This window comes from Sphingomonas sp. S1-29, assembly GCF_026167545.1.
Taxonomy (GTDB): domain Bacteria; phylum Pseudomonadota; class Alphaproteobacteria; order Sphingomonadales; family Sphingomonadaceae; genus Sphingomonas.
Genome location: NZ_CP110678.1, coordinates 1110460 through 1134529, shown reverse-complemented (window position 1 = coordinate 1134529; position 24070 = coordinate 1110460). Strand labels below are relative to the sequence as shown.

Below are 24070 nucleotides of genomic sequence, written 5' to 3'. Positions count from 1 at the left end.
CCAATGCATGGACATGCTATTCTGGGCACTATTGGCCGTAAGCGACTTTGCTTTGCGCTTTCGGATGAAGCTGGACTGCTACGTCCCGACACAATTCGCGGCTATGGCGTAGATACAGCCACCGGCGTGTCTGCTGCGTTAATGAGCTTCCAGCGCGACGTCGGTTTGTCGAGCCTCCCCCGCCGGGCGGCAATCGCAGTAGCAGGGCTTGCTCGCGGCGACGCTATTTCCATCACCAACACCCGCTGGTTCCTGTCGCGATCAGGCCTGCACGCAATGATGGGTGAGGCACCCCTGATCCTGAATGATTTCGCGGCCGAAGCTTGGGGAATGTGCAGCGGTAGCGCGCGTATTCAGGAATCGTTCGGCGCTAACGCAGCACCGAACCTTCAAACGCCTGGTTGCTATCTCATCTTGGGGATCACTTCGGGTTTGGGCGTAGCCGTTTTGCACCGAAGCGATGCGGGCGCTGCCACTGTGCTGCCTACCGAGGCAGGACACAGCGCCTTTGCAGCGGTCAGCGACGAACTGGCGCAGCTTGTGAGCGATTTGGGGCCCGGCCGCCATCCAGTCGCCGTAGAGGAAATCGTCTCGGCGCCTGGGCTGCTCTCAATCTACAATCTGCTAGCGACGAGACAAGGATTCGAAGCGCGGGCAAAGACGCCCGAAGACGTAACTCGCACCTTTCAATCGGACCCCGTCGCACGCGCTGCCTGCGAAATGCTGAGCAAGGCCTTTTGGGCGCAAGCGGGCAACCTTGTGATGGCGTTCGGCGCCTGGGACGGTGTGGTCGTAACTGGCAAGCTAGCGACTGCCATTCGCCCGATACTTTGCCAGTCGAAGGCGCAAGCTTTATTTGCGGTGTCGGCTAAACACAAACGGGTGCTCCAGAGCGTGCCGCGAGCGCTGGTCACTCTCGATCATGCCGAACTTGTCGGCGTAGCGGAGGCATTGCGCGAGGCTGCCTAGCGACCGAAAACGCCCGATCCCGTGGCCGAGGGACCGAGCGTCCACAAGGCACCCCGTGCGGAGGATGCGGGGTTAAAGATGTCGGTAAGGTTGCCGGATGGCAATGAGTTCAGCTTGCCCAACATGTACTGCAATGGAGCATCCGGGTCACCCCGACGGCTGGCGGCCATTTACCTCCCTGCGAATAACCGTCGTATCTGCAATCGGCAGCACCGCTTTCAGCGGCGTGGGGATCGCCTGGAGTTCTTCACATCATCCCGGCCATATCGCTCGTAGTCCGCTAATCGCGCCGGTCACGAACGCGCCCGCAAGAATAACGGCTATCACGCCATATTCGATGTCAATCCATTTTGAATCGGGGTCTCGATCGTTTGGCATAGCCATGTCATGACACAAGCCGCCGCTTGTAGGACAGCGTCACAATCGAGACCCCGCAACGTATATCGGTTGGGCGTGATCAGTTCGTCGCAGTGACAGTCGACCCCGCGGCCGGAGCGGTCGGCGTAATCACCATTGGCGCGGGTGCCGCACCGGCGGTGAACGCAACGTCTTCGTCAATGAACCCACTCACGGGCGCGCCTACTGGGATCACGGCACTGGTGCCGGTCATGAAGAAACCCGCCGGGAGGAATACGACCGCGGATACGGCCGCAGCACCACCACCAGCCGCAACGCCCTTATCGTCAACCGATCCCGTCAGACGGATCAGCCGGCCATTTGCCCGCACTGAGATAGGCCGCGCCTGGATGTACCCTGACTTGCCCCACATCCCCTTATTGCGAATGTCTGTGACCTCACCGATCGCGGGACTACCCGCTGGAACAACAACGACGCCGTTCACTTCGACCGCTTCGGCGGTTTCCATGTTGAAGCGCTGACCGACCTTGAGTTTTTTGCCCTTCGTCGTCAGCTGCTCCATCATTCGAAGTGCGATCGGTGTGCCGCTACGAAGAACGTTTTGCTGGTTCCCAGCCACGAAGACAGCAGCAGGAGCAGGAGCCGTTGCAGGTGCCGAGACCGCAGGCGCGACAGGCTGGGATGGCTCCGCTGTCTGTGCAGCAGCCGGTACGACGAACAAAATAGACGCGCCAGATAGGGCGATACGCAGGCTATTCATTTGATGACCCCCAATAGATCGATTCGGGTCCCCCGACCGACATCGAAAGCTCTTCGGAAAACGGTTCAGGGTCAATGGGCTAACTTGTACCGTAACAAGACGACGTGGGGCCGTCGCTTGATGACGGCATAGACTCCCGCCCTCGGCCGGTTCATCAGTTCACCGGGTCATGGGGGGGCATAAACGTGCGGATAGCGATCATGCTGCTTGGCATAGCAACGTCGACGACCCCGCTGTCTGCTGCCGCGTACGCCAGTCCCGGCGGGCTAAACAGCCAAGGCTGCCACAACGACCGGAAGGGCGGCACTGGTTACCACTGTCACACCCGGCCTGCCGCTGCTCAGCGATTTGCAGCTCCAAGCGGCGCCAGGGGTCCGTTCGCCAACTGTACCGCCGCTCGCGCCGCCAGTGCGGCACCTGTTCGTGCAGGTGATCCGGGGTACAGTAGCCGCCTAGATCGGGATGGCGACGGGATAGGCTGTGAGTAAGAAAGCTTGTGACCGTGCGCTCGGCTACTGCGGTCGCCCGGTTTGCAGTTGGTCATATCGTTCCGCGATCGCTTTCCACCTCCGCACGCCTGCTTCGTCACCCGCCAGCGCCAGTGCAGACATTTGCTCGGCTATAACCGTTGGGGCTTTGGTGCCGTGTACGCGCTCGACATGCAGGGCTTCCGCCCAGCGTTCGACTTCGGGCGTCATCAGGCCACGTCGCCGAGCTTCTCGTTCAGCTGGTCCTCGATCGTTTCCGGTTCGGCGGCGACCATGATTGCTCTCAGGTCGGCAACGCTAAATCCGCTTCGATCGTCGATCACATCGGTAGCATCCAGTGTCGCAGCGAATTTTGCGGCGCGCTCGAGAGCGGGCGTCAGATCATGAGTTGTCATCCGGCCAGCCTACGTCGCGAAGCTGCCCTCGTGAAGTCGGCATCACCGAGTTCAGCACCGGTGGTGGCGCCAGTAGCGAGCCCATCGCACCGCTGTTCCGCTTGCCACCATGGCGCAAGACAGGTCGCCGACCCGCGGCCCGCGACACCAGGCTGCCGTGCGGCTGCCCTTACCGTTCCCGAGCGACTGACACGTCAGCGCTGGCCCGGCGACCAACACATGACCTTGCGGGGAACGTCCTACCGAACGACCGACCAGCCGTACCAAGGCGTCGCGCGCCGCTTCCGCCGACGCCCGCGGGCATGGGTGATTTGGTCGACAGCTTCCATCCATCTCTCGCGCGGCAATGCCCGCAAGGCGAATACGCGGACCTTCGGCGCACCAAAGTGGGCCATCGCCATCCCAGACACGCACCGGGGTACAGGTGAATGTTACGCCCGCCGGTTCGACCTGCATCGACGCCAGCAATAACAGGGGCAGGATCATTCAATTCTCACAGTTCGAAAATGGGAGTACCGTTCGGCACCGGTGACGCCGCACGCTCGATCAGGCTTTGACGCGCGGAACCTCGTCGATCCGCGTGGTCCATGCCGGCGATCGCATTTCCGATCGCAGCCGCCATTGGCGCTTGAAGCCCTGCGACGCTGTCACCGCAGCGAACTTGCCGAAGCGGCCATTTACCTCGTCGAGCGCTCGCATCAGCCGGTCGCGGCGCTCGGTGTCGTCTTCGAACAGGGTGCGCGGTCGCATGTCTGCCGGTAGCAGATCGTCAAGCATGATGCCCGCCTTGGTGTATGCGTAGCCTTCGCGCCAGGCACGCGCCGCGCACAGGCGGGCGGCGGCGATAAGCTCAAGGCTGTCGCTGGTCATGGGGTGCAGCGTGGTCGAACGGGATGCCGAGTATTGCGGCCGATCAGGCTTATGACGGTTGGTATGGAAGAAGGCAGTAAAGCACGCCGCGACCAATCCGTGCTTGCGCAGCTTTTCGCCCGCTCGCATAGCATATTGCGAAAGCGCCCCCATCATCCCGTCGAAGTCGGTCACCGGTGTGCCGAACGATCGGGTTATCGCCATGCCCTTTCGCTGGGGCGTGATTATCTCGACGGCGTCGGACGGCACCCCGCGCAGTTCTGCCACCAACCGCTCGAGCACGACGGTGCCCACTGAGCGCGCCTGCTTCATCGGCATGTCGCGCAGCGCGCCCGCGGTATGGATGCCCAGATCGGTCAGCTTCCGCGCGGTAGCCCCGCCCACGCCCCAAACGTCCCCGACGGGGAACTGCTGCATTACCTCGTGCCGAATGTCGGGAAGGCGAAGATCCGCCACGCCGTCGAAAGCAACGTTCTTCTTCGCCACCGCGTTCGCCAGCTTGGCCAGCGTCTTGGTGTCGGCAATCCCCACACAGGTCGGTATCGTCGTCCACCGCTGGACCTGACGCCGCAGCGCATGCGCGTGTTCGACCAGGTCGCGATCTTCGAACCCGGCGAGATCAAGAAACGTCTCGTCGATCGAGTATATTTCGAAGTCGCGTGCGAACGCTTGGCAGGCGGCGACCACCCGCCGCTGCATATCGCCGTACAGCGTGTAGTTCGACGATCTAACCTGGATGCCGTGCTGCCGGATCAGGTCGCGCAGGTGATGCGCCGGATCGCCCATCTTGATGCCCAGCGCCTTTGCTTCCGCCGACCGCGCGATCGCGCAGCCATCGTTGTTCGACAGCACGATGACCGGCACGCCCAGCAGGCTCGAATCGAAAGCACGCTCGCAGCTGACGTAGTAGTTGTTGCAGTCGATCAGCGCGATCGGCGTTGTCATGACACCTTGCGAGCCACCCCAACGACCACGCCCCAAATCTCGACATATTCGTCGACCAGAATGTGCGGGAACCCCTCGGCCTCCGGTACGAGCCAGTGGCGACCGTCCATCTGCTTCAGTCGCTTCAAGGTGCGATCGCCATGCACCAGTGCGACAACGATGGCGCCCACCTTCGGGCGCTTTGCGCGGTTGACGACGATCAGGTCGCCATCGTTTATCCCGGCGCCCGCCATGGATCCGCCATCGACGCGCATGATGTAGCTCGCTGCCGGGTGCTCGACGAGATAGGCGCCCAGGTCGATCGGTTCTTCCATGTCGTCCTGCGCCGGCGACGGGAATCCGGCAGGCGTTCGGGCAAGGAAGAATGGCACCTCCTGAGGAAGGAGCTCGAAAGGAACGTCGTGAAGCATGACAGTGCGCATAGACCTCGATCCGAATCGGCGGTCTGCGCATTTAGCGCGACTTGGAACATTTAAAGAACATTATCTTTGACGCGCCTTTCGAAGCCCGTCGTCAGGCCTTTTTCGGCACCCTTCGCCGCCGCCACGATAGCGCAAAATTCCAGCGACGGCGCCGCACCAAGAGGGCGCTGGTTTCAGAGCGCATGACTTTTCACGGCTTATGCGCAATCGTTCGCAGTCGACCGTCTAAAGCCGCGCCGATAATGGGCATCAGAGTGGGCAGGGCGCTTTAAAAAGCAATAAAGTGCTGAGAAAACAGCACGTTATGGCGGAGACGGACGGATTCGAACCGTCGGTGCCGATTACTCAGCACGGCGGTTTAGCAAACCGCTGGTTTCAGCCACTCACCCACGTCTCCGGACACGGCGCTGAGCGGCGGGCTATACCGAGCGATGCGGCGTCGATCAACAGCGCATATCGTGCGGCCGAACGCTAAATCGACTCGCATCGTCGCCGGTTCATTGCAGCGAAAGCCTGTGCAGTTGTATGGTTACCCATGACGATGTGGGGGAAGTGACGATGCGTAGCCAGTGGATCAAGCGCGCCGCGATCGGGGTGGCGCTGGTGGCCGCGCCCGCGATGGCGACCGCGCAGGTGCGGACGATCGACCCCAATGAGGCGATCGACCGCGATCTGTCGGGGCCGCCACCTGCCTATTCGCCGCCCGCGCAGGTCGAGGAACAGCTCGACCCGCTCACCCCCGATGAGCGCGCCGCGCAGCCGGGGATGCCCGCCGCCGCGCCGGTCACGCCAATGAGTACCGCGCCACTGCCGCCGATCGCCGCCGAACAGACGACGGTGGCATCGGAAACCTATGCACGCGAAGACCTAATGGCCGCGGCCGAGGGCGTCTTCGGCAAAGGTGCCGCCGAATTGGCCGGCCTGCTCGAGAAGATCCTGTCCGAACAAGGGCGGCCCAACGCCTATATCGCCGGGCGCGAAGCCGCGGGCGCGTTCGTCGTCGGCGTGCGCTACGGATCGGGGGTGATGACGCACAAGGTCGAGGGCCAGCGCCCGGTCTATTGGACCGGGCCCTCGATCGGCTTCGACGCCGGCGGCGATGCCACCAAGGTGTTCGTGCTGGTCTACAACCTCTATGATTCGCAGGAATTGTACCGCCGTTTCCCCTCGGCCGAGGGGCGCGCCTATTTCATCGGCGGGTTCGCGGCGACCTATATGCGCCGCGGCGACGTGGTGCTGATCCCGATCCGCGTCGGCGTCGGCTACCGGCTGGGCGCCAATATCGGCTATATGAGCTTCAGCGAGAAGGCCGAGTGGCTGCCGTTCTAAGCGAAGCGCGGCAGGCGGCTACGCCCGCCTGACTCGCGCAAGCTCGGCCGGCGGGGGCAAAGCCCCCGACCGACGTCACGGGCTTTGCCGGTGACGCGCCGCCCACTTATCGCCGCCCGCTCACCCCCGCTCGAACACCGTCGATTCGAACCGGATCGGCGCGCCCGCAGCCGCCCCCACCAGCTCGTCCTCCCACATCGCGGCCCGCCCGCGCACGATCGTCCCGATCGGCTTGCCCGTCAGCTCGCGCCCTTCGAACGGCGACCAGCCACTGCGCGACTGCAGCCATGCGCCCTCGATCGTCCAGCGGCGCTTGAGATCGACGACGGTGAAGTCGGCGTCATAGCCGATCGCGATCCGCCCCTTGCCCGCGATGTTGAAGATCCGCTGCGCGCCTGCGCTGGTGAGGTCGATCAGCCGCTGCAGCGTCATCCGCCCCGCCGCGACGTGATCGAGCATCAGCGGCAGCAGCGTCTGCACCCCCGGCATGCCGCTCGGGCTAGCGGGGTAGGGCGCCGCCTTTTCGGCGAGCGTGTGCGGCGCGTGATCCGAGCCGATGACGTCGGGCACGCCCTGGCCCATCCAGTGCCACAGCCCGTCGCGATGCACCGCCGATCGGATCGGCGGGTTCATCTGCGCATGGGTGCCAAGGTCGCGATAGGCATCCTCGCCCGCCAGCGTGAGATGCTGCGGGGTGACCTCGCAGCTAGCGATGTCCTTGTGCTGCGCGAGCAATTCGAGCTCGGCGGGGGTCGAGACGTGGAGCACATGGATACGCCGCCCCGCCGCCCGCGCCAGCCCCAGGATGCGGCGCGTCGCGAGCAACGCGCTTTCGTCGTCGCGCCAGATCGGGTGCGAGGCGACGTCGCCGTCGATCCGGAACTCCCCGGCACGCGCGTTCATCCGCGCTTCGTCCTCGGCATGGATCGCGACGCGGCGACGCCCCGATCGCAGCACCCGCGCGAGCACCTCGTCATCCGCCACCAGCAGGTCGCCGGTCGATGAGCCCATGAAGATCTTGACCCCCGCGGTCCCCGGCAGCCGCTCGAGCTCGCCCAGATGCTCGGCATTGGCGCCGGTCGCGCCGACATAGAAGGCGTGGTCGCACCACATCCGGTCCTTGGCGCGCGCCAGCTTGTCGGCGATCGCCTCGGCGCTGTCGGTATTGGGCTTGGTGTTGGGCATTTCGAACACCGCGACGACGCCGCCCATCACCGCGGCGCGGCTGCCGCTTTCAAGGTCTTCCTTGTGCTCGAGCCCTGGCTCGCGAAAATGCACCTGGGTGTCGATCACCCCCGGCAGGATGTCGAGCCCGGTGCAGTCGATCGTCTGCTCGGCATCGGCGAACCCGCCGATCGCGGCGATCCGGCCGCCGCGCGCATAGACGGTGGTTTGCACCGGGCCGTCGGGCAGATGGACGGTGCCGCCGGTAAGCTTCAGATCATGGGTTGCCATCGCTGCCTCTTTCGTACTGGGTCGCCACGTCTTACTTGCTGCGCATGAGCGATGCCACCCATCCCGACGCCACCCATCTCGCCGATCGCGCGGTCCTTCGCCTTTCGGGGGAGGATGTGCGCGGGTTCCTCCAGGGGCTGGTGACGCAGGATCTGGCGGCGGTCGCACCCGGCGCGCCGCAATGGTCGGGGCTGCTGACGCCGCAGGGCAAGGCGCTGTTCGATTTCCTGCTCTGGGCCGATGGCGACGATGTGCTGATCGATTGCGAGGCGGCGCAGGCCGACGCGCTGGTGCGCCGGCTGTCGCTGTACCGGCTGCGCCGCGCGATCGTGATCGCGCGCGATCCCGCGCTCGGAGTCCATTGGTCGCTGGCGCCCGCTGCCGATGCGGCGGCCGATCCGCGGCACCCGAAGCTGGGCTGGCGCTGGCTCGGCGCCCCGACCGGCGAGGACGCGAGCCCCGCTTGGCGCGCGCATCGCCTGGCGCTCGGGGTGGTCGAGGGCGCCGAGGAACTCGGGCAGGACGCAACGCTCTGGCTCGAGGCGAATGCGCGCGAGCTCAATGGGGTGAGCTTTACCAAGGGCTGCTATGTCGGCCAGGAAAACACCGCGCGGATGCACCACCGCGCCAAGGTGTCGCGCCGGTTGCTGGTCACCCCGCTGGCCGAACCCGGCGCGCGCACACGGGTAAGCTATCCCGACCTAGGAGTGATGGTCGAGCTGCGCCGGCTCGATGCACTAGGCGATGCCAAGTTGCCCAATTGGGTCGAGGAAAGCTAACCAACCCCCGTTCGTTTCGAGCGAAGTCGACAAACCGTCGCTGGGCGCGGACCGGATTTACTAGACCGGGATGACGTCAGGCCGATCCGCCCTTTCCCCGTTCGTGCTGAGCCTGTCGAAGCACTGTTCTTTCTTCGCGCCGCAAGAACCGCGGCACGCAGCAGAACGGCCCTTCGACAAGCTCATCGCGAACGGATCAGGGTAAAGCTCTCACGCCGCCGAGCCCGCCAACGCCGCATCGACCGCCGCAAGCGCATGCAGATCAGTAGTATCGAACAACGGCACCGCGCTGTCGGCCGCGCCCACCAGCAACATGATCTCGGTACAGCCGAGGATGATCGCCTCGGCACCGTGATCGACCAGCCGCGCGATCACCCCGCGATAGACCTCGCGCGATGCCGCTGAAACCTGCCCCTGCACCAGCTCGTCATAGATGATCCGGTGGACTTCGGCGCGATCCTCGGCCTCGGGGACGATCACGTCGAGCCCGAAGCGATCGGCGAGCCGCCCGCGATAGAAGTCGCGCTCCATCGTGAAGGCGGTACCCAGCAGCCCCACCCGCCGGTGCCCCGCCGCGACGATCGCGGCACCCGCGGCATCGCCGATGTGCAGCAACGGGATCGCGACGCTGGCCGCGACCTCATCGGCCATCAAATGCATCGTGTTGGTGCAGATCAGCACCATCTCGGCGCCCCCGCGTTCGAGCCGGCGCGCGGCGTCGATCATCGTTGCGGTCAGCCCGTCCCAATCGCCCGCGGCCTGCCCCGCGGCGATCTCGGCGAAATCGACCGACAGCAGCAGGCAGCGCGCCGAATGGCCGCCGCCCAGTCGCGCGCGCACCGCCTGGTTGATGATCCGGTAATAGTGCGCTGAGCTTTCCCAGCTCATCCCGCCGATCAGTCCGATCGTCCGCACGCCAATCTCCCGCCCCGATGGCGCTACGCTAGCCACATATGCGCGATCGCCAAAGCGCTTGGGGCGGCAACGGCGCAAGGGGCTGTCCTACAGACAGGTCGTTGCGATATGCAGCGATATGCCTTTTTTAGTCGCCCGCACCCCGACGTTCGGCCACGCCAGCGCTTGCTCTCGCGCGTCGTATCCGGATCGGGCGCCAATGGGCATTTTTGGGGGGTACGTAGTGTAGCTTTTGTAGCCTTCCGACCCGCGAATCGGTCATCATCGCATTCCCCATCGCGGTCCCGGCGCTGCGCTCGACGAGGATTGGGCCAGCGAATCGGACATGGCGGAACGGCGGGGTTGCCAACGCCTACGCCGCCAGCCAACCCTGATCGCCGACCGGGCGTCCCAAGCGGGCACGAGCGGCACTTATTCATGATGACATCAGGGGGTTTTAGATGCGGCAATGGATGGCGACGGCGGCGGTAGTGGCGATGACGGCGGCGGCGCAGCCGGCGATGGCGCAGCGCGCCGCGATCGAAGACACGAGTGTCGCGGCGGTGCAGGCCAACATGACCGCCAAGCGGACCACCAGCGAGCGGCTGACCCGCGCCTATCTCGCGCGGATCGCGGCGATCGATCGCAAGGGGCCGACGCTGCGCAGCGTCATCGCGCTCAACCCCGAAGCCGTCGCGCAAGCACGCGCGCTCGACGCCGAGCGCAAGGCGGGGCGGGTGCGCGGACCGCTGCACGGCGTGCCGGTGCTGCTGAAGGACAATATCGAGACCGTCGAGAACGCGACGACCGCGGGCAGCCTGGCGCTCAAGGACAATTTCACCCGCCGCGACGCGCCGCTCGTCACCCGGCTGCGCGCTGCCGGCGCGGTGATCCTCGGCAAGACCAACCTCTCCGAATGGGCGAATATCCGCTCGTCGAATTCGATGAGCGGGTGGAGCGCGGTCGGCGGGCTGGTGCGCAACCCCTATGCGCTCGATCGTTCGTCGTGCGGCTCGTCGAGCGGCACCGGCGCCGCGATCGCCGCCAGCCTCGCGGTGGTCGGGGTGGGGACCGAGACCGATGGGTCGGTCGTATGCCCCGCGGCGATGAACGGGCTGGTCGGGCTGAAGCCGACGATCGGCCTCGTCAGCCGCACCCATGTCGTGCCGATCAGCCATAGCCAGGATACCGCCGGGCCGATGGCGCGCAGCGTGCGCGACGCCGCCGCGCTCTTCTCGGCGATGATCGGCAGCGACGCCGCCGATGCGGTGACCAAGGATGCCGATCGCCACCGCCGCGATTATGCCGCGGCGCTCGATGCCAGCATCGTCAAGGGGCTGCGGATCGGCGTGCTGCGCCCCGAAATGTCGGGCGACCTGGCGGCGCGCTTCGATGCGTCGCTCGCGCTGCTCAAGGCGCAGGGCGCGGTGCTGGTCGATCTCAAGCGGCCCGATACCGAAGGCATGGGCGCCGCCGAATTCGACGTGCTCAAGATGGAGCTCAAGAGCGATCTCAACGCCTATCTCGCGACGACTCCCGCCAGCGTGAAGACACGGACACTCGCCGAAGTGATCGCGTTCAACCAGGCGAATGCGGCGGCCGAAATGCCGTTCTTCGCGCAGGAAATCTTTGAACAGGCGCAGGCGACCGGCGGGGTCGACGACCCCAAATACAAGGCGGCGCGCGCCAAGTCGCTCGGGCTCGCACGCGCGGCGATCGACGGGATGCTAAAGGCCGGCGATGTCCGGCTGATCGTCGCGCCGAGCTATGGCGCGCCCTGGCTGTCCGATCCGGTCCATGGTGACCAGTTCAGCGGCCCCTCGGCGAGCGCGCTCCCCGCGATCTCGGGCTATCCGCATCTGACGGTGCCGATGGGGCTGGTCGATGGCCTGCCGGTCGGCCTGTCCTTCTTCTCGACCGCGCTGACCGAGGGGCTGTTGCTCAATACGGGCTATGCGTTCGAACAGGCGGGGCCGATGCGCGTCGCGCCGGGCTATGCCGCATCGGCGAACGCGGGGCCGGGGATGGAGGGAACCCGCTAACCCCCTCCCGTTCGCACTGAGCTTGTCGAAGTGCCGTTCTTCTTTGGCCGGATCGAGAGGAAGAACAGTGCTTCGACAAGCTCACCACGAACGGGGGAGGGAGGTCAGGCGCGGTCCGCCGCAACCCGCCGCGCCACCCGCCGCTGCCACAGCAGGATCGCCGGCACCACGCCGAGCTCGATGCACAGCCCCACGACATGCCCGCGCGACGGCACCCCCACCAGCACCAAGCTCGCAAGCCGCGCCAGCCCCCCGACGATCACCATCGCGCCGAGCAACCGCAACCGCTGACCCTGCGCCTCGATCCGCGGCACCGTGGCGAGGAAGGCAAGTCCCATCACCAGGAACAGCCCCGAGAGATACCGGAAATGGCTGTCGAGGTCGGTCGGCACGGCGGTCACCCCGCCCAGCCAGCGCGGGCCGTGCCACAGCGATAGGGTCGAAGCCGACAAGGGCACGAAACAGACGAGTACCACCGCCAGCTGCAACAGCCGGCGTTCGGCGGACGGCGTCACTTGCGGCGGTCTTGTTCGAGCAGTTCGGCGCGGATGTGGCTCGCCTTCAGCGACATCCGCACCTCGACCAGAAAGCACAACAATCCGGTCATCAGCATCAGCATCGAAAGGATGAATGCCACCGCCACGATCGTGCCGATTTTGAGGTTGCTCAGCTCGGCGATGAACAGCAGCGCGACCACCAGGCAGATCAGCACCGCGCTGAGCGTGACCAGGAAGATCGCGGCGTTGATGACGCTGATCCGCCGGTCGATCCGGCGCAATTCCCAGACATGGCGGTCATGTTCGGGACCGGTCGAGCGCGGGTGCAGTTGCTCAAGGCTGCGCGCGCGATCGATGATCCGCGCCAGTCGCCCGGTCATCACGTTGAGGATGCCGCCGATCCCGGCGAGCAGGAATACCGGCGCGATGGCGACCTGGATCGTCGCGGCGACGGTCGAAATGACGGGAGAAAATTGCATCGCCGCCCTTGTGCGCAAAGCCGGGCTTTGCGGCAAGCCGTTCATCGCCTGCACGACCTGGTAACGGGTTGCAGGTAGAAAAGCGTGGATGACCAAGCCGATGCTGCCCACCGACTTCGAACGCCTGCCGCCCATCCACGCGATCGAGACGGTCGACGGGCTGGCATCGGCGATCGATACCGTGGCGCAAGGCGCGCACGCGACGCATCGTTTCCTGCGCTATGGCTGGTTCTCAGCGGCGCTCGCGGCCTATGGCGGGCAGGCGCGCACGCTGATCGCGTCACGCGATGGCGCGCCGGTGATCGCGCTGCCGATGGTGGGCCTTGGCCCCGCGATGCTGCGATTGGCCGCGGTGCCCGGCTGCTATTGGCCATTCCGCAGCTTTCCGGTGCGGCAGGATGTCGGGCCCGAGGCGTTCGAGGCGCTGCTCGACGCGCTGGCGCGATCGGTGACTGCGCTGCGGATCGGTCCGGTCTATGACGATGATCCGGGATTGTGCCTGTTGCGCATCGCCGCCGAAGCCCGCGGCTGGACCGCCCTGCCGCGCGACGTCGCCGAAAGCTTCCTGCTCGATATCGACGGCGCCCGCGCCGAAGGCACCTGGCCGCGCAGCTCGACGCTCAAGAAGAACCGCTTCCACGAAAAGCATCTGGCGGCGCATGGGGCACCCGCTTGGGACTTCGTCGCCGGCGATGGCTGGACCGAGGAAGCTTTCGACGATCTGGCGCTGATCGAACGCGCGAGCTGGATATCGGAACGTACCGACGGATCGGACGCAAAGTTCACCGACGAGGGCCATGGCGCCTTCTGGCGCGCGGCGGCGCAGGATCCGGTGCTCGCGCAAATGATGTGGGCGGCAATGCTGCGGATCGACGGCGCCCCCGCGGCCTTCTCGTTCGACCTCAATGTCGGCACGCTGAAATACGCGATCGCCAACAGCTATGTGCCGACCTTCGCCAAGCATTCGCCGGGAAAATTGCTCTATTACCGCAACCTGGTGCGCGCGATCGAAGACGGCATCACGCGCGTCGATTGGGGCGCGGGCGACAGTGGCTACAAGCGCACGATCGGGGCCGAGACAGGGCCGATGATCCGCGACTGGCTATTCGTGCGGCCGGGCGCGGCGAGTGTTGTGGGGCGGATGCTGCGTGGGCGGTGGGCCAAAAGCGGTCAGGGTTAGGAGGTTAGATCCGCATGTAACGGAAGTACCAGACTTCATGCCCCTGCCGCCGCGCTTTTCGCTCGTAGCGCGTCTCGGGCCAGTCCGCGGGTCGCGTCTGGAAATCGCCAGCCGTTGCTGCGGTCCATTCGAAGTCGCGGCGTTGGTTCATCACCATCATCGCCCAGCGGCAATAGGTCGGATCGTCGGTGCCCAGGCGAAACTCGCAGCCCGGCTTCAGCTTGGCGGCGATGAGGTCGAGCGGGCCGTGATTGACCATCCGGCGCTTGGCGTGCCGCGCCTTGGGCCAGGGATCGGGGTGCAGCAGATACACGCGCTCCAGGCTGGCATCGGGCAGCCGATCGAGCACGTCGAGCGCGTCGCCCATGTGCAGCCGGACATTGCCTAGAGCGCCATCGCGAACATGCCCCAGCGCGCTGACGACGCCGTTGAGGAACGGTTCGCAGCCGATAAAGCCGGTGCCGGGGCGCGCGGCGGCTTGCCCGGCGAGGTGCTCGCCACCGCCAAAGCCGATTTCGACCTCCATTGGGCGATCGGCACCGAACAAGGTGGCCGCGGAAAGCGGACCTTCGGGCACCGAAATGCGCGGCAGCAATTCGGCGACCAGCTCTTCTTGGGCCACGCGCAATTTGTGGCCCTGGCGGCGGCCATAGAGGCGGCGGATGACGGCGGGGTCGTTCATGGCGTGCGCGTGTGGCGGGTGGGGGCGGGCGTGTCCAGAGGCTAGGCGATCAGCCCGCCAATCCCTTGAGGCGGTACAGCGCGTCCAATGCCTCTCGCGGACTCAGCGCATCGACATCGATTCCCGCCAGCGCCGTACGCAGTTCGTCGACCGCCTCAGCCTCCTGCGCCGCGACCGCCGCGAAGAGCGGCAGGTCGTCGAGCCCTGCCGCAAGCCCGCCGGTCTTGGCGCGCCCCGCCTCGAGCTTGGCCAGCACCGATTTGGCGCGCGCGATCGTCGCGGGGGGCAACCCTGCGAGCCGCGCGACCGCAAGGCCATAGCTGCGGTCGGCGGGGCCGGTCGCGAGTTCGTGCAGCAGCACCAGTTCGCCCTTCCATTCGCGCGCGCGGACATGGTGCAGCGACAGCGCCTCGCAGCGTTCGGCCAGCCGCGTCAGCTCGTGGTAATGCGTCGCGAACAGGCAGCGGCAGCGATTATCCTCATGGATCGCCTCGACCACCGCCCAGGCGATCGCCAGCCCGTCATAGGTGCTCGTCCCGCGTCCCACCTCGTCGAGAATGACGAAGCTGCGCGGCGTCGCCTGCGCCAGGATCGCCGCTGTCTCGACCATCTCGACCATGAAGGTCGACCGCCCGCGCGCTAGGTTGTCTGACGCGCCGACTCGGCTGAACAGGCGATCGACCAGCCCCAGTTTGGCGCGGGTGGCGGGAACATAGCTGCCCGCCTGCGCCAGCACCGCGATCAGTGCGTTCTGGCGGAGGAAGGTCGATTTACCGCCCATGTTGGGGCCGGTGACCAGCCATAGCCGCGACGATTCGGACAGGTCGCAGTCGTTGGCGACGAAGCGCCCGCCCGCGCGGGCCACCGCCGCCTCGACCACCGGATGCCGCCCGCCCTCGACCTCGAAACAGGCGTGATCGACCAGCGCGGGTCGCGCCCAGCCGCCCTCTGCCGCGCGTTCGGCGAGCCCTGCGGCGACGTCGATCCGCGCCAACGCGTCGGCAGTGATCGCGATCTCGTGCCGGCGCGCGAGCGCGGTTTCGGTCAGGTCTTCGAGATGCGAGGCCTCGGCAGCCAGCGCGTGGTTGCCCGCCTGCGTCACCTGCATCGCCGCTTCGTGCAGATCGGCGGCGTTGAAGCGGACGACGCCCGCCAGCGTCTGACGATGGGTAAAGCCGCTGTCGGGCGCCATCAGCGCATCGGCGGCGCGCGCGGGCACTTCGACATGATAGCCGAGCACGCCGTTGTGGCGGATCTTGAGCGCGGCGATGCCGGTGCGCTTGCGATAGTCGGCCTCGAGCGCGGCGATCGCGCGCCGGCCGCCGGCACCGGTATGGCGCAGGTCGTCGAGCGCGGCGTCAAATCCTTCGGCGATATAGCCGCCACCGGCTGCGTCGATCGGCGGTTCGGGCACCAGGGCGCGTTTGAGCAAGTCGATCAGCGCGCCATGCCCTTGCAGCCGCGGCGCGATCTCGGCGAGCAAGGGCGGCGGCGCGGCAAGCTGGTGCAGCCGCTCGCCCAGCGCCCAGGCGGCGTCGAGCCCGTCGCGCAACTGTCCCAGGTCGCGCGGCGACCCACGCCCGGCGACGATCCGCCCCAGCGCTCGCCCGATATCGGGGAGCGCGCGCAGCGACGACCGCAGCGTCTCGCGCAAATTGGGTTCGTCGTGGAAGCGCTGCACCAGATCGAGCCGCGCGCCGATCGCGCCCGCGTCCATCAACGGCGCCGCGATATCCTGCGCCAGCAACCGCGCGCCCGCGCCGGTGACGGTGCGATCGACCGCGTCGAGCAGGCTGCCCTTGCGCGTGCCACCGGTGGCGAGCGTCAGCTCGAGGCTCTCGCGCGTCGCCGCGTCGATCGCCATGCTGGCGTCGCCCGCATGCAGCACCGGCGGACGCAGGAAGGGCAGCGCGCCCTTGGCGGTATGGTCGAGATAGGCGACCAGCCCGCCCGCCGCCGACAGCGCGGCACGCGAGAACTGGCCGAACCCGTCGAGCGTCGCGACCCCGTACAGCGACTTCAGCCGCGCCTCGCCCGCAGCGCTGTCGAACTGCGCGCGCGGGCGGTGCGAGGTCGCGTCGATTTCGCTCGCCTCACTGGCGACGACTTCGGCGGGGTTGAGCCGCGCGAGCGTCGCGCCAAGCCCCGCCATGTCGGTTTCGAAGATTTCGAACCGCCCGGTCGAAACATCGGCGGCGGCAACCGCGACATCGCCGCCGGCTTCGCCCACCGCGACGCACCAATTGGCCGCGCGCGCATCGAGCAGCGCCTCCTCGGTCAGCGTGCCCGCGGTCACTACGCGGACGATCGCGCGCGCCACCAGCGCCTTCGATCCGCCGCGCTTCTTGGCGGCTTCGGGGGTTTCGGTCTGTTCGGCGATCGCAACGCGATGCCCCGCCTTGATCAGCCGCTGCAGATAGGCGGTCGCGGCATGGACCGGCACGCCGCACATCGGAATCCGCTCGCCATCATGCTCGCCGCGCCCAGTGAGCGCGATGTCGAGACAGGCAGCCGCGATCCGCGCATCTTCGAAGAACATCTCGAAGAAATCGCCCATCCGGTAGAATAGCAGGCAATCTTGCGCCTCGGCCTTCAGCGCCAGATATTGCGCCATCATCGGCGTCGGGGCGGGGGTGGGGGTCGGGTTCGCGCTGGCCATCAACGCCTCGATAGAGGCTAAGCCGCAAAAGCGGAACCACCGCACGCTTGCCCTTACGGCGCCCGACCCCCTAGAGCGTACGCAATCGGCCCCACGGAGTTTGCGAATGACCGACGAATCGAGCGTCCAGTTTTCCGAGCGCGAAGCGCTTCGCTTTCATTCCGAGGGCCGTCCGGGCAAGATCGAGATCATCGCGTCGAAGCCGATGGCGACGCAGCGCGATCTGGCGCTGGCCTATTCGCCCGGCGTCGCGGTGCCGGTGAAGGCGATCTACGACGATCCCGCCACCGCCTATGACTATACCGCCAAGGGCAATCTCGTCGCGGTGATCTCAAATGGTACCGCTATCCTGGGGATGGGCAATCTCGGCGCGCTGGCGTCTAAGCCGGTGATGGAAGGCAAGGCGGTGCTGTTCAAGCGCTTCGCCGACGTCGATTCGATCGACCTCGAGGTCGATACCGAAGACGTCGATGCCTTCATCAACTGCGTCGCATTGCTCGAACCGAGCTTTGGCGGGATCAACCTCGAAGACATCAAGGCGCCCGAATGCTTCATCATCGAGCAGACGCTGCGCGAGCGGATGAACATCCCGGTCTTTCATGACGACCAGCACGGCACCGCGATCATCTGCGCTGCGGGGCTGATCAACGCCTGCCTGCTGACCGGGCGGCAGCTCAAGGACATCCGCGTCGTCGTCAACGGCGCGGGCGCCGCGGCGATTGCCTGCACCGAGCTGATGAAGGCGATGGGCGTCCGCGCCGATCACGTGCTGATGTGCGATCGCAAGGGCGTGATCTATCAGGGGCGCGACGATGTGAACCAGTGGCAGTCGGCGCACGCCGCTGCCACCGATCGCCGCACGCTCACCGAAGCGCTGCACGGCGCCGACGTGTTCCTGGGCCTGTCGGCTGCGGGGGCACTTCAGCCCGAGATGGTCAAGGACATGGCGCCTGCACCGATCATCTTTGCGATGGCCAATCCCGAGCCCGAGATCCGCCCCGAACTCGCCAAGGCCGCGCGTCCCGACGCGATCGTCGCCACCGGCCGGTCGGATTATCCCAACCAGGTCAACAACGTGCTCGGCTTCCCGTTCATCTTCCGCGGCGCGCTCGACGTGCGCGCGACGGGGATCAACGACGCGATGAAGATCGCTGCGGCCAACGCGATCGCCGAGCTGGCGCGCGAACGCGTGCCCGAGGAAGTCGCGATTGCGTACGGAGTCCAGCACAGCTTCGGCCCCGAATATATCATTCCTGCACCGTTCGATCCGCGGCTGATGGAGGTCGTGTCGGTCGCGGTCGCGACCGCGGCGATGGATTCGGGGGTGGCGACCCGCCCGATCCTCGACATGGGTGCCTATCGCCACACGCTGCGCGCGCGGCTCAACCCGACCACCTCGGTGTTGTCGCTGGCGCATGAAGGTGCGCGCGCACGCCCCAAGCGGGTGATTTTCGCCGAGGGCGAGGAAGAAGTGGTGCTGCGCGCGGCGATCGCGTTCCGCGACGGCGGCTATGGCACCCCGGTGCTGGTGGGCCGCGACGATGTGTATGACCGGCTGCGCGCGCTCGGCATCGACGACCCCGAAAGCTTCGAGGTCCACAACAGCCGCCATTCGCCGCTCGTGCCCAAGATGGTCGATTTCCTGTACGCCCGACTCCAGCGCCGCGGATTCTTGCGGCGCGAATGCGAGCGGATGGTGAACCAGGATCGCAACATCTTCGGCGCGCTGCTGCTGCAGCTGGGCGAGGGCGATACGATGATCACCGGCGTGACGCGCGCCTATGCCCAGTCGATCCGCGAGATCAAGCGCGTGATCGATCCCGAGCCGGGCCGTACGCCCTTCGGCATCCATGTGCTGGTCGGCAAGACGCACACGGTGTTCATCGCCGACACCACGGTCAACGAACGCCCTACCGCCGAGCAGCTCGCCGACTTCGCCGAACAGACCGCGCAGGTCGCGCGCCGCATGGGGCATGAGCCGCGCGTTGCGTTCCTCAGCTATTCGACCTTCGGCAACCCCGGCGGCCAGTGGCTCGACAATATCCGCGACGCCGTCGCGGTGCTCGACGCGCGCCAGCCGGGCTTCGAATATGAAGGCGAAATGGCACCCGATGTCGCGCTCAACGAAAAGCAGCTGAAGAATTATCCGTTCGCGCGGCTTTCGGGGCCGGCGAACATCCTGATCATGCCGGGGCTGCAATCGGCCAACATCTCGGCCAAGCTGCTGCGCGAGCTAGGTGGCGACACGATGATCGGGCCGATGCTGATCGGCATGGAAAAGAACGTCCAGATCGCGCCGATGACGAGCACCGCGAGCGAGCTCGTGACGCTGGCGGTGCTCGCGGCAGGCGGGATCGCGCGCTGATCGTGCATGGTTTGCGAACTGCCCTAACCCCGTTCGTGCCGAGCCTGTCGAAGCACTGTCCTTCTTTCCACCAAGGAGGACGGCACTTCGACAAGCTCAGTGCGAACGGGGGGATAAAATTGCTCAGCCTTGCGATATTCGCGCTCGCCACCCCCGCCGCCGCGCAGGAACCCGCAAAGGTCCGCGTCCGATTGGAAACCAGCGCAGGCCCGATCCTGATCGCGGTTGATACCAAGCGCGCGCCGGCCACCGCCAAGAACTTCCTCGCCTATGTCGATGACGGTCGGTTCGACGGCGTCACCTTCTATCGCGCCGCGCGCAGCAAGCGCACCCCCGGCACCGGCTTCGTCCAGGGCGGCATCCGCACCGATGCGCGCCGTATCCTGCCGCCATTCCCGCTCGAGCCGACATCTAAGACCGGCATCCGCCACCTCGACGCGACGATCTCGATGGCGCGCGGCGCGACGCCCGAGGCGGCGGGGGGCAATTTCTTCATCACGATCGGCCCCGCGCCCTCGATGGACGCGCGGCGCGATTATCCGGGCTATGCCGCCTTCGGCCGGGTGATCGGCGGGATGGATGCGGTGAAGCGGATCCTGGCGGTGAAGACCGGCGGCGGCTTCGACGCGTTTCGCGGCCAGATGATCCTCAAGCCGATCCGCATCACCCGCGCGGTTCGGCTCGACGGCGTGAAACGCCCGACCAAATTGCCGCGGATGTGGCTCACCGGGCCCAAACGCGCGCCCTGAGCCTTAGCCGTCGATCGAGGCTCCGACCGACGCGTTCACCAGCCCGCCATCGACGGTGATCGTCTCGCCCACCACATAATCGCCCGCGCGGCTGGCGAGATAGATCGCCGCCGCCGCCATATCCTCGGCCTCGCCGATCCGCTTGGCCGGGATTGCCTTGGCCACCGAATTGCCGTGATCGCGCGCCGCCTTGTTCATGTCGCTGGCAAAGGCACCCGGCGCGATCGAGGTGACGTTGATCCCGTCCTGAATCAGCCGCGCCGCCATCCGGCGGGTGAGGTGGATCAGCGCCGCCTTCGACGCCTGATAGCTATAGGTCTCCCACGCATTGAGCCGCTGGCCGTCGATCGAGGTGATGTTGATCACCTTGGCCGGCTTGTCGCGCGATCCCGCGGCCTTGAGCGCGCCGTGTAGCGCTTGGGTCAGGAAGAAGGGCGATTTGACGTTGAGGTCCATCACCTTGTCCCAGCCCTTTTCGGGAAAGCTGTCGAATGGCTCGCCCCATGCCGCGCCGGCGTTGTTAACCAGGATGTCGAGTGCGGGTTCGTATTCGGCAAATTGCGCCGCCAGCGCCTTGCAGCCATCGACGCTCGATACGTCGGCGGGCAGCGCGATGCAGTGTTCGCCCAGTTCGGCGGCGGTTTGTTCGCACGCGTCGGCGCGGCGCGACGAGATATACACCTTCGCGCCCATGCCGATGAAGCCGGTCGCGATCATCTTGCCGATGCCGCGCGACCCGCCGGTGACAAGCGCGACGCGGCCGTCGAGGCGGAACAGGGTGTTGGTGTCCATGTGATAACTCCCCTCCCGCTTGCGGGAGGGGCCGGGGGTGGGGCCATCCGCAAACAGGACAATAAGTAAGGCCCACCCCCAACCCCTCCCGCAAGCGGGAGGGGGATTTACCCGCCGCGCTTCATCATCTCGCGCGCAATGATCAGTTGCTGGATCTGGCTGGTGCCTTCGTAGATCCGAAACAGCCGGACATCGCGGTAGAGCCGTTCGATGCCGTAATCGGCGATATAGCCGGCGCCGCCATAGATCTGCACCGCACGATCGGCGACGCGGCCGACCATCTCCGAGGCAAAGAGCTTGGCGGCGGCGCTTTCGAGCACGACATCGTCGCCGCGATCCTTTTTATCGGCGGTTTCGAGCACCAGCGCGCGCGCCGCCAGCGCCTCGGTTTTCGAATCGGCGAGCATCGCCTGGATCAGTTGATGCTCGGCGAGCGGCTTGCCGAACTGCCTGCGCTCGCCGGCATAGCCGACGCAATCGGCGATCAGCCGCTCGGCGACGCCGACGCAGACCGCCGCGATATGCAGCCGCCCGCGATCGAGCACGCGCATCGCGATCTTGAAGCCTTCACCCTCGGCCCCCAGCCGATTGGCGGCGGGAACGGCCACGTCGTCGAGGTTGAGGTCGGCGACCTTGGCACCCTTTTGCCCCATCTTCTTTTCAGGCGTGCCGATCGACACGCCGGGCAGGTCACGCGGAACCAGGAACGCCGACACACCGCGTGCGCCGGGCTCGTCGCCAGTGCGCGCCATCACGGTGAACAGGTCGGCCTTGTCGGCATTGGTGATGTAGCGCTTGGTGCCCGACAGCCGATAGCTGTCACCGTCCTTCACCGCGCGCGTCTTCACCGCCCCCGAATCCGAACCGACATCGGGCTCGGTCAGCGCGAAGCTGGTGACGATCTCGCCGCTCGCGATGCGCGGCAGCCATTCGGCCTTCTGCTCAGGCGTGCCCGCCATCACCAGCCCCTGCGACCCGATCCCGACGTTGGTGCCGAAGGTCGACCGGAACGCCGGCGTCGTGCGCCCGAGTTCGATCGCGACGCGGCATTCCTCGCCCATCGTCAGCGCAAGCCCGCCATGTTCCTCGGCGATCGACAGCCCGAACAGTCCCAGCGCCTTCATCTCCTCGACGATGTCCTGCGGTATCGCATCGGCCTCTTCGACCGCAGCCTCGAGCGGGCGCAGCCGTTCGGCGACGAACCGGCGGACGGTATCGATCAGCGCGTCGAAAGTTTCGGCGTCGAGTGCCATCGTCATCCTCTCGCGCCCGTGCCCTTTGTTCGAAAGGCTATCGGACGCCGTTCACGGCGTTCACATATGAAGCCGTTCCTGCAGAACAATTAGGTATCGCTGGCCCTTGTGCTGCGCAACCCGTCTTCGCATACCCGTTCTTCCAAATCCGACATAATTGACGAGTGATAGGCTGCGTCTATGCTTCACAGCCACCCGCGTTTGGAGACATATTGCATGGCGACCGCACAGGCGCTTCCTCCGGTCGGCCGGGTCGAAACGCGCACGACGCTCGCCTTCGGCTTCGGCGCGGTCGCCTATGGCATCAAGGACAATGGCTTCGGCACCTTCCTGTTGCTGTTCTACAACCAGGTGATTGGACTGCCCTCGGCATCGGTGGGGTTCGTCATCATGTGCGCGTTGCTGGTCGATGCCTTCATCGATCCGGCGATCGGCGTCGCGTCGGACCGGACGCGCAGCCGCTGGGGGCGGCGGCATCCGTGGATGTACGCATCGGCGCTGCCGATCGCGCTCGGCTGGCTGCTGCTGTGGAACCCGCCGGTGCTCGATCCGACGATGACCTTGTTGTGGCTGTTCGGCGCCGCGGTGCTCGTGCGCAGCGCGGTCTCTGCCTATGAAGTGCCGAGCCAGGCGCTCACCCCCGAACTCAGCTCGGATTATAACGAGCGCACGCGGCTCACCGCCTATCGCTATATCTTCGGTTGGGCGGCAGGGCTGCTGATGCTGTTCGCTGCCTATCAGCTGTTCCTGGTGCCGACTCCCGCGCAGCCCAACGGGTTGCTCAACCGCGACGGCTATACCGCCTTCGCCGCGACGGGGGCGGCGATCATGGCGTTCGCGATCCTGGTGTCGGCGCTGGGGACGCATCGGCGTATCGCTGCCTTGCCGCGACCGCCGATCGCCGCGGGCGGGATCGGCACCGCGTTTCGCGAGCTGCGCGCGGCGGCGAGCAACCGCGCGTTCGTGCTGCTGATGGCGGCGGGGCTGTTCGCCTATACGATGCAGGGGATCAGCTTCGCGCTGTCGAACTATCTCTACAGCTTCGTGTGGCGCTTCGGCACCGCGACCTTCGGATGGCTGGCGGTTGTGCTGTTCGCGGGCGTCGTGCTCGCCTTTGTCGGTGCGCCCGCGCTGGCGCGGCGGATCGGCAAGCCGCGCGCGGCGGCGTGGCTGATCGTCTCGGCGGGGGTGTTCCAGGGCGTGCCCTTCGCGCTTCGCTTGCTCGATTGGTTCCCGCCGCCCGCAAGCGCGATGATGGTGCCGGTCTTGTTCGCGATCTACATCGTCAGCGGCGCGGCGAGCATCGGCGCGGCGATCGTCGGCGCATCGATGATGGCCGATGTCGTCGAACATGCCGAGGCGCGCACCGGCACGCGCAACGAGGGGGTGTTCTTCGCCGGGCTGTTCTTCGTCCAGAAATGTACCAGCGGGCTCGGGATCTTCGTGTCGGGGGCGATCCTGGCGCTGGCGGGGTTTCCCGAAAGAGCGACGCCGGGGCAGGTGCCCGAGGCGGTGCTCGACCGGCTGACGATCCTGTTCGCGGGCGGCTATTTCCTGCTGTCGCTGGCGGCGGGGTGGCTGTTCCTTCGCTTTCCCTTCGGCCCCGAGGAGCATCGGGCGCGGATCGAGCAGATCGCGGCGGCGCGGTAGGCAATTGAATGCCCGCCGGCGCCTTGCGGTGCCGACGGGCATCTTTCCTCCCCAGGAAA

At 66.3% G+C, this 24070-nt stretch carries 23 protein-coding genes and 1 tRNA gene; 9 read left to right on the top strand and 15 right to left on the bottom strand.

Annotated features, from left to right (window positions below; all coding sequences use genetic code 11):
- Positions 1-3 precede the first annotated feature (3 nt).
- Positions 4-969, top strand: a complete 966-nt coding sequence (locus OKW76_RS05280) for a glucokinase (RefSeq protein WP_265551771.1) — start codon at positions 4-6, stop codon at positions 967-969.
- 457 nt (positions 970-1426) lie between these two features.
- Here OKW76_RS05280 and OKW76_RS05275 read toward each other — a convergent pair whose 3' ends face one another.
- A complete protein-coding gene (locus OKW76_RS05275) occupies positions 1427-1891 on the bottom strand; it encodes a hypothetical protein (RefSeq protein WP_322740112.1) in 465 nt (154 codons plus the stop codon).
- Positions 1892-2286: 395 nt separating this feature from the next.
- Between OKW76_RS05275 and OKW76_RS05270 the strand changes: the two genes are divergently transcribed.
- Positions 2287-2574: an excalibur calcium-binding domain-containing protein gene (locus OKW76_RS05270; protein ID WP_265552778.1), complete on the top strand. Its 288-nt coding sequence runs from the start codon at positions 2287-2289 to the stop codon at positions 2572-2574.
- 24 nt (positions 2575-2598) lie between these two features.
- Here the strand turns inward: OKW76_RS05270 and OKW76_RS05265 are convergent, their stop codons facing one another.
- The 6 genes from OKW76_RS05265 to OKW76_RS05240 form a co-directional block, all read right to left on the bottom strand.
- Positions 2599-2784: a DUF6961 family protein gene (locus OKW76_RS05265; protein WP_265551767.1), complete on the bottom strand. Its 186-nt coding sequence runs from the start codon at positions 2782-2784 to the stop codon at positions 2599-2601.
- Positions 2784-2969, bottom strand: a complete 186-nt coding sequence (locus OKW76_RS05260; protein ID WP_265551765.1) for a hypothetical protein — start codon at positions 2967-2969, stop codon at positions 2784-2786. Before OKW76_RS05260 ends, OKW76_RS05265 begins: the two co-directional genes overlap by 1 nt.
- A gap of 51 nt (positions 2970-3020) precedes the next feature.
- Entirely contained in the window at positions 3021-3455 is a 435-nt protein-coding gene (locus OKW76_RS05255; RefSeq protein ID WP_265551762.1) for a thermonuclease family protein, read from the bottom strand.
- Positions 3456-3515: 60 nt separating this feature from the next.
- Positions 3516-4820 carry a Y-family DNA polymerase gene (locus OKW76_RS05250; RefSeq protein WP_265551760.1) on the bottom strand — a complete coding sequence of 435 codons (1305 nt, stop codon included), beginning with the start codon at positions 4818-4820 and terminating at the stop codon, positions 3516-3518.
- Positions 4781-5194 (bottom strand): LexA family protein, encoded by a 414-nt coding sequence (locus tag OKW76_RS05245; RefSeq protein ID WP_265551757.1) that lies wholly within the window; start codon positions 5192-5194, stop codon positions 4781-4783. The genes OKW76_RS05250 and OKW76_RS05245 overlap by 40 nt, the downstream gene beginning before the upstream one ends.
- A gap of 317 nt (positions 5195-5511) precedes the next feature.
- A tRNA-Ser gene (locus OKW76_RS05240) sits at positions 5512-5603 on the bottom strand.
- Between the two features lie 161 nt (positions 5604-5764).
- On the opposite strand from OKW76_RS05240, the gene OKW76_RS05235 reads away from it, so the two are divergent.
- Entirely contained in the window at positions 5765-6535 is a 771-nt protein-coding gene (locus OKW76_RS05235) for a DUF1134 domain-containing protein (protein ID WP_265552776.1), read from the top strand.
- A 120-nt stretch (positions 6536-6655) separates the two neighbouring features.
- On the opposite strand, the gene OKW76_RS05230 is transcribed toward OKW76_RS05235, so the two are convergent.
- Entirely contained in the window at positions 6656-7990 is a 1335-nt protein-coding gene (locus OKW76_RS05230) for a dihydroorotase (protein WP_265551756.1), read from the bottom strand.
- 44 nt (positions 7991-8034) lie between these two features.
- Here OKW76_RS05230 and OKW76_RS05225 point away from each other — a divergent pair, with 44 nt between their 5' ends.
- Positions 8035-8769, top strand: a complete 735-nt coding sequence (locus OKW76_RS05225) for a YgfZ/GcvT domain-containing protein (RefSeq protein WP_265551753.1) — start codon at positions 8035-8037, stop codon at positions 8767-8769.
- Between the two features lie 210 nt (positions 8770-8979).
- Here OKW76_RS05225 and OKW76_RS05220 read toward each other — a convergent pair whose 3' ends face one another.
- Positions 8980-9684, bottom strand: coding sequence for an aspartate/glutamate racemase family protein (locus OKW76_RS05220; RefSeq protein ID WP_265551751.1), 705 nt, complete (start codon positions 9682-9684; stop codon positions 8980-8982).
- Positions 9685-10124: 440 nt separating this feature from the next.
- Here OKW76_RS05220 and OKW76_RS05215 point away from each other — a divergent pair, with 440 nt between their 5' ends.
- Positions 10125-11705 (top strand): amidase, encoded by a 1581-nt coding sequence (locus OKW76_RS05215; RefSeq protein ID WP_265551749.1) that lies wholly within the window; start codon positions 10125-10127, stop codon positions 11703-11705.
- A gap of 104 nt (positions 11706-11809) precedes the next feature.
- Here the strand turns inward: OKW76_RS05215 and OKW76_RS05210 are convergent, their stop codons facing one another.
- Complete coding sequence (locus OKW76_RS05210) at positions 11810-12220, bottom strand: DUF4345 domain-containing protein (protein WP_265551746.1); 411 nt, start codon at positions 12218-12220, stop codon at positions 11810-11812.
- A complete protein-coding gene (locus OKW76_RS05205) occupies positions 12217-12681 on the bottom strand; it encodes a DUF2721 domain-containing protein (protein ID WP_265551744.1) in 465 nt (154 codons plus the stop codon). Before OKW76_RS05205 ends, OKW76_RS05210 begins: the two co-directional genes overlap by 4 nt.
- A gap of 88 nt (positions 12682-12769) precedes the next feature.
- Here OKW76_RS05205 and OKW76_RS05200 point away from each other — a divergent pair, with 88 nt between their 5' ends.
- Positions 12770-13861, top strand: a complete 1092-nt coding sequence (locus OKW76_RS05200; RefSeq protein ID WP_265551742.1) for a GNAT family N-acetyltransferase — start codon at positions 12770-12772, stop codon at positions 13859-13861.
- Between the two features lie 4 nt (positions 13862-13865).
- On the opposite strand, the gene trmB is transcribed toward OKW76_RS05200, so the two are convergent.
- Together trmB and mutS are read right to left on the bottom strand one after the other, a co-directional pair.
- Entirely contained in the window at positions 13866-14543 is a 678-nt protein-coding gene (gene trmB, locus OKW76_RS05195) for a tRNA (guanine(46)-N(7))-methyltransferase TrmB (protein WP_265551740.1), read from the bottom strand.
- A gap of 49 nt (positions 14544-14592) precedes the next feature.
- Entirely contained in the window at positions 14593-17160 is a 2568-nt protein-coding gene (gene mutS / locus OKW76_RS05190; RefSeq protein ID WP_265552775.1) for a DNA mismatch repair protein MutS, read from the bottom strand.
- A gap of 148 nt (positions 17161-17308) precedes the next feature.
- Here mutS and OKW76_RS05185 point away from each other — a divergent pair, with 148 nt between their 5' ends.
- Both OKW76_RS05185 and OKW76_RS05180 read left to right on the top strand, forming a co-directional pair.
- Complete coding sequence (locus OKW76_RS05185; protein ID WP_265551738.1) at positions 17309-19567, top strand: NADP-dependent malic enzyme; 2259 nt, start codon at positions 17309-17311, stop codon at positions 19565-19567.
- 113 nt (positions 19568-19680) lie between these two features.
- Positions 19681-20316 carry a peptidylprolyl isomerase gene (locus OKW76_RS05180; RefSeq protein ID WP_265552773.1) on the top strand — a complete coding sequence of 212 codons (636 nt, stop codon included), beginning with the start codon at positions 19681-19683 and terminating at the stop codon, positions 20314-20316.
- Between the two features lie 3 nt (positions 20317-20319).
- Here OKW76_RS05180 and OKW76_RS05175 read toward each other — a convergent pair whose 3' ends face one another.
- Together OKW76_RS05175 and OKW76_RS05170 are read right to left on the bottom strand one after the other, a co-directional pair.
- Positions 20320-21108: an SDR family oxidoreductase gene (locus tag OKW76_RS05175; RefSeq protein ID WP_265551736.1), complete on the bottom strand. Its 789-nt coding sequence runs from the start codon at positions 21106-21108 to the stop codon at positions 20320-20322.
- 107 nt (positions 21109-21215) lie between these two features.
- Positions 21216-22361, bottom strand: coding sequence for an acyl-CoA dehydrogenase family protein (locus tag OKW76_RS05170; RefSeq protein ID WP_265551734.1), 1146 nt, complete (start codon positions 22359-22361; stop codon positions 21216-21218).
- A 216-nt stretch (positions 22362-22577) separates the two neighbouring features.
- On the opposite strand from OKW76_RS05170, the gene OKW76_RS05165 reads away from it, so the two are divergent.
- On the top strand, positions 22578-24011 hold the full coding sequence (locus OKW76_RS05165) for an MFS transporter (RefSeq protein WP_265551733.1): 1434 nt from the start codon (positions 22578-22580) through the stop codon (positions 24009-24011).
- Positions 24012-24070 lie beyond the last annotated feature (59 nt).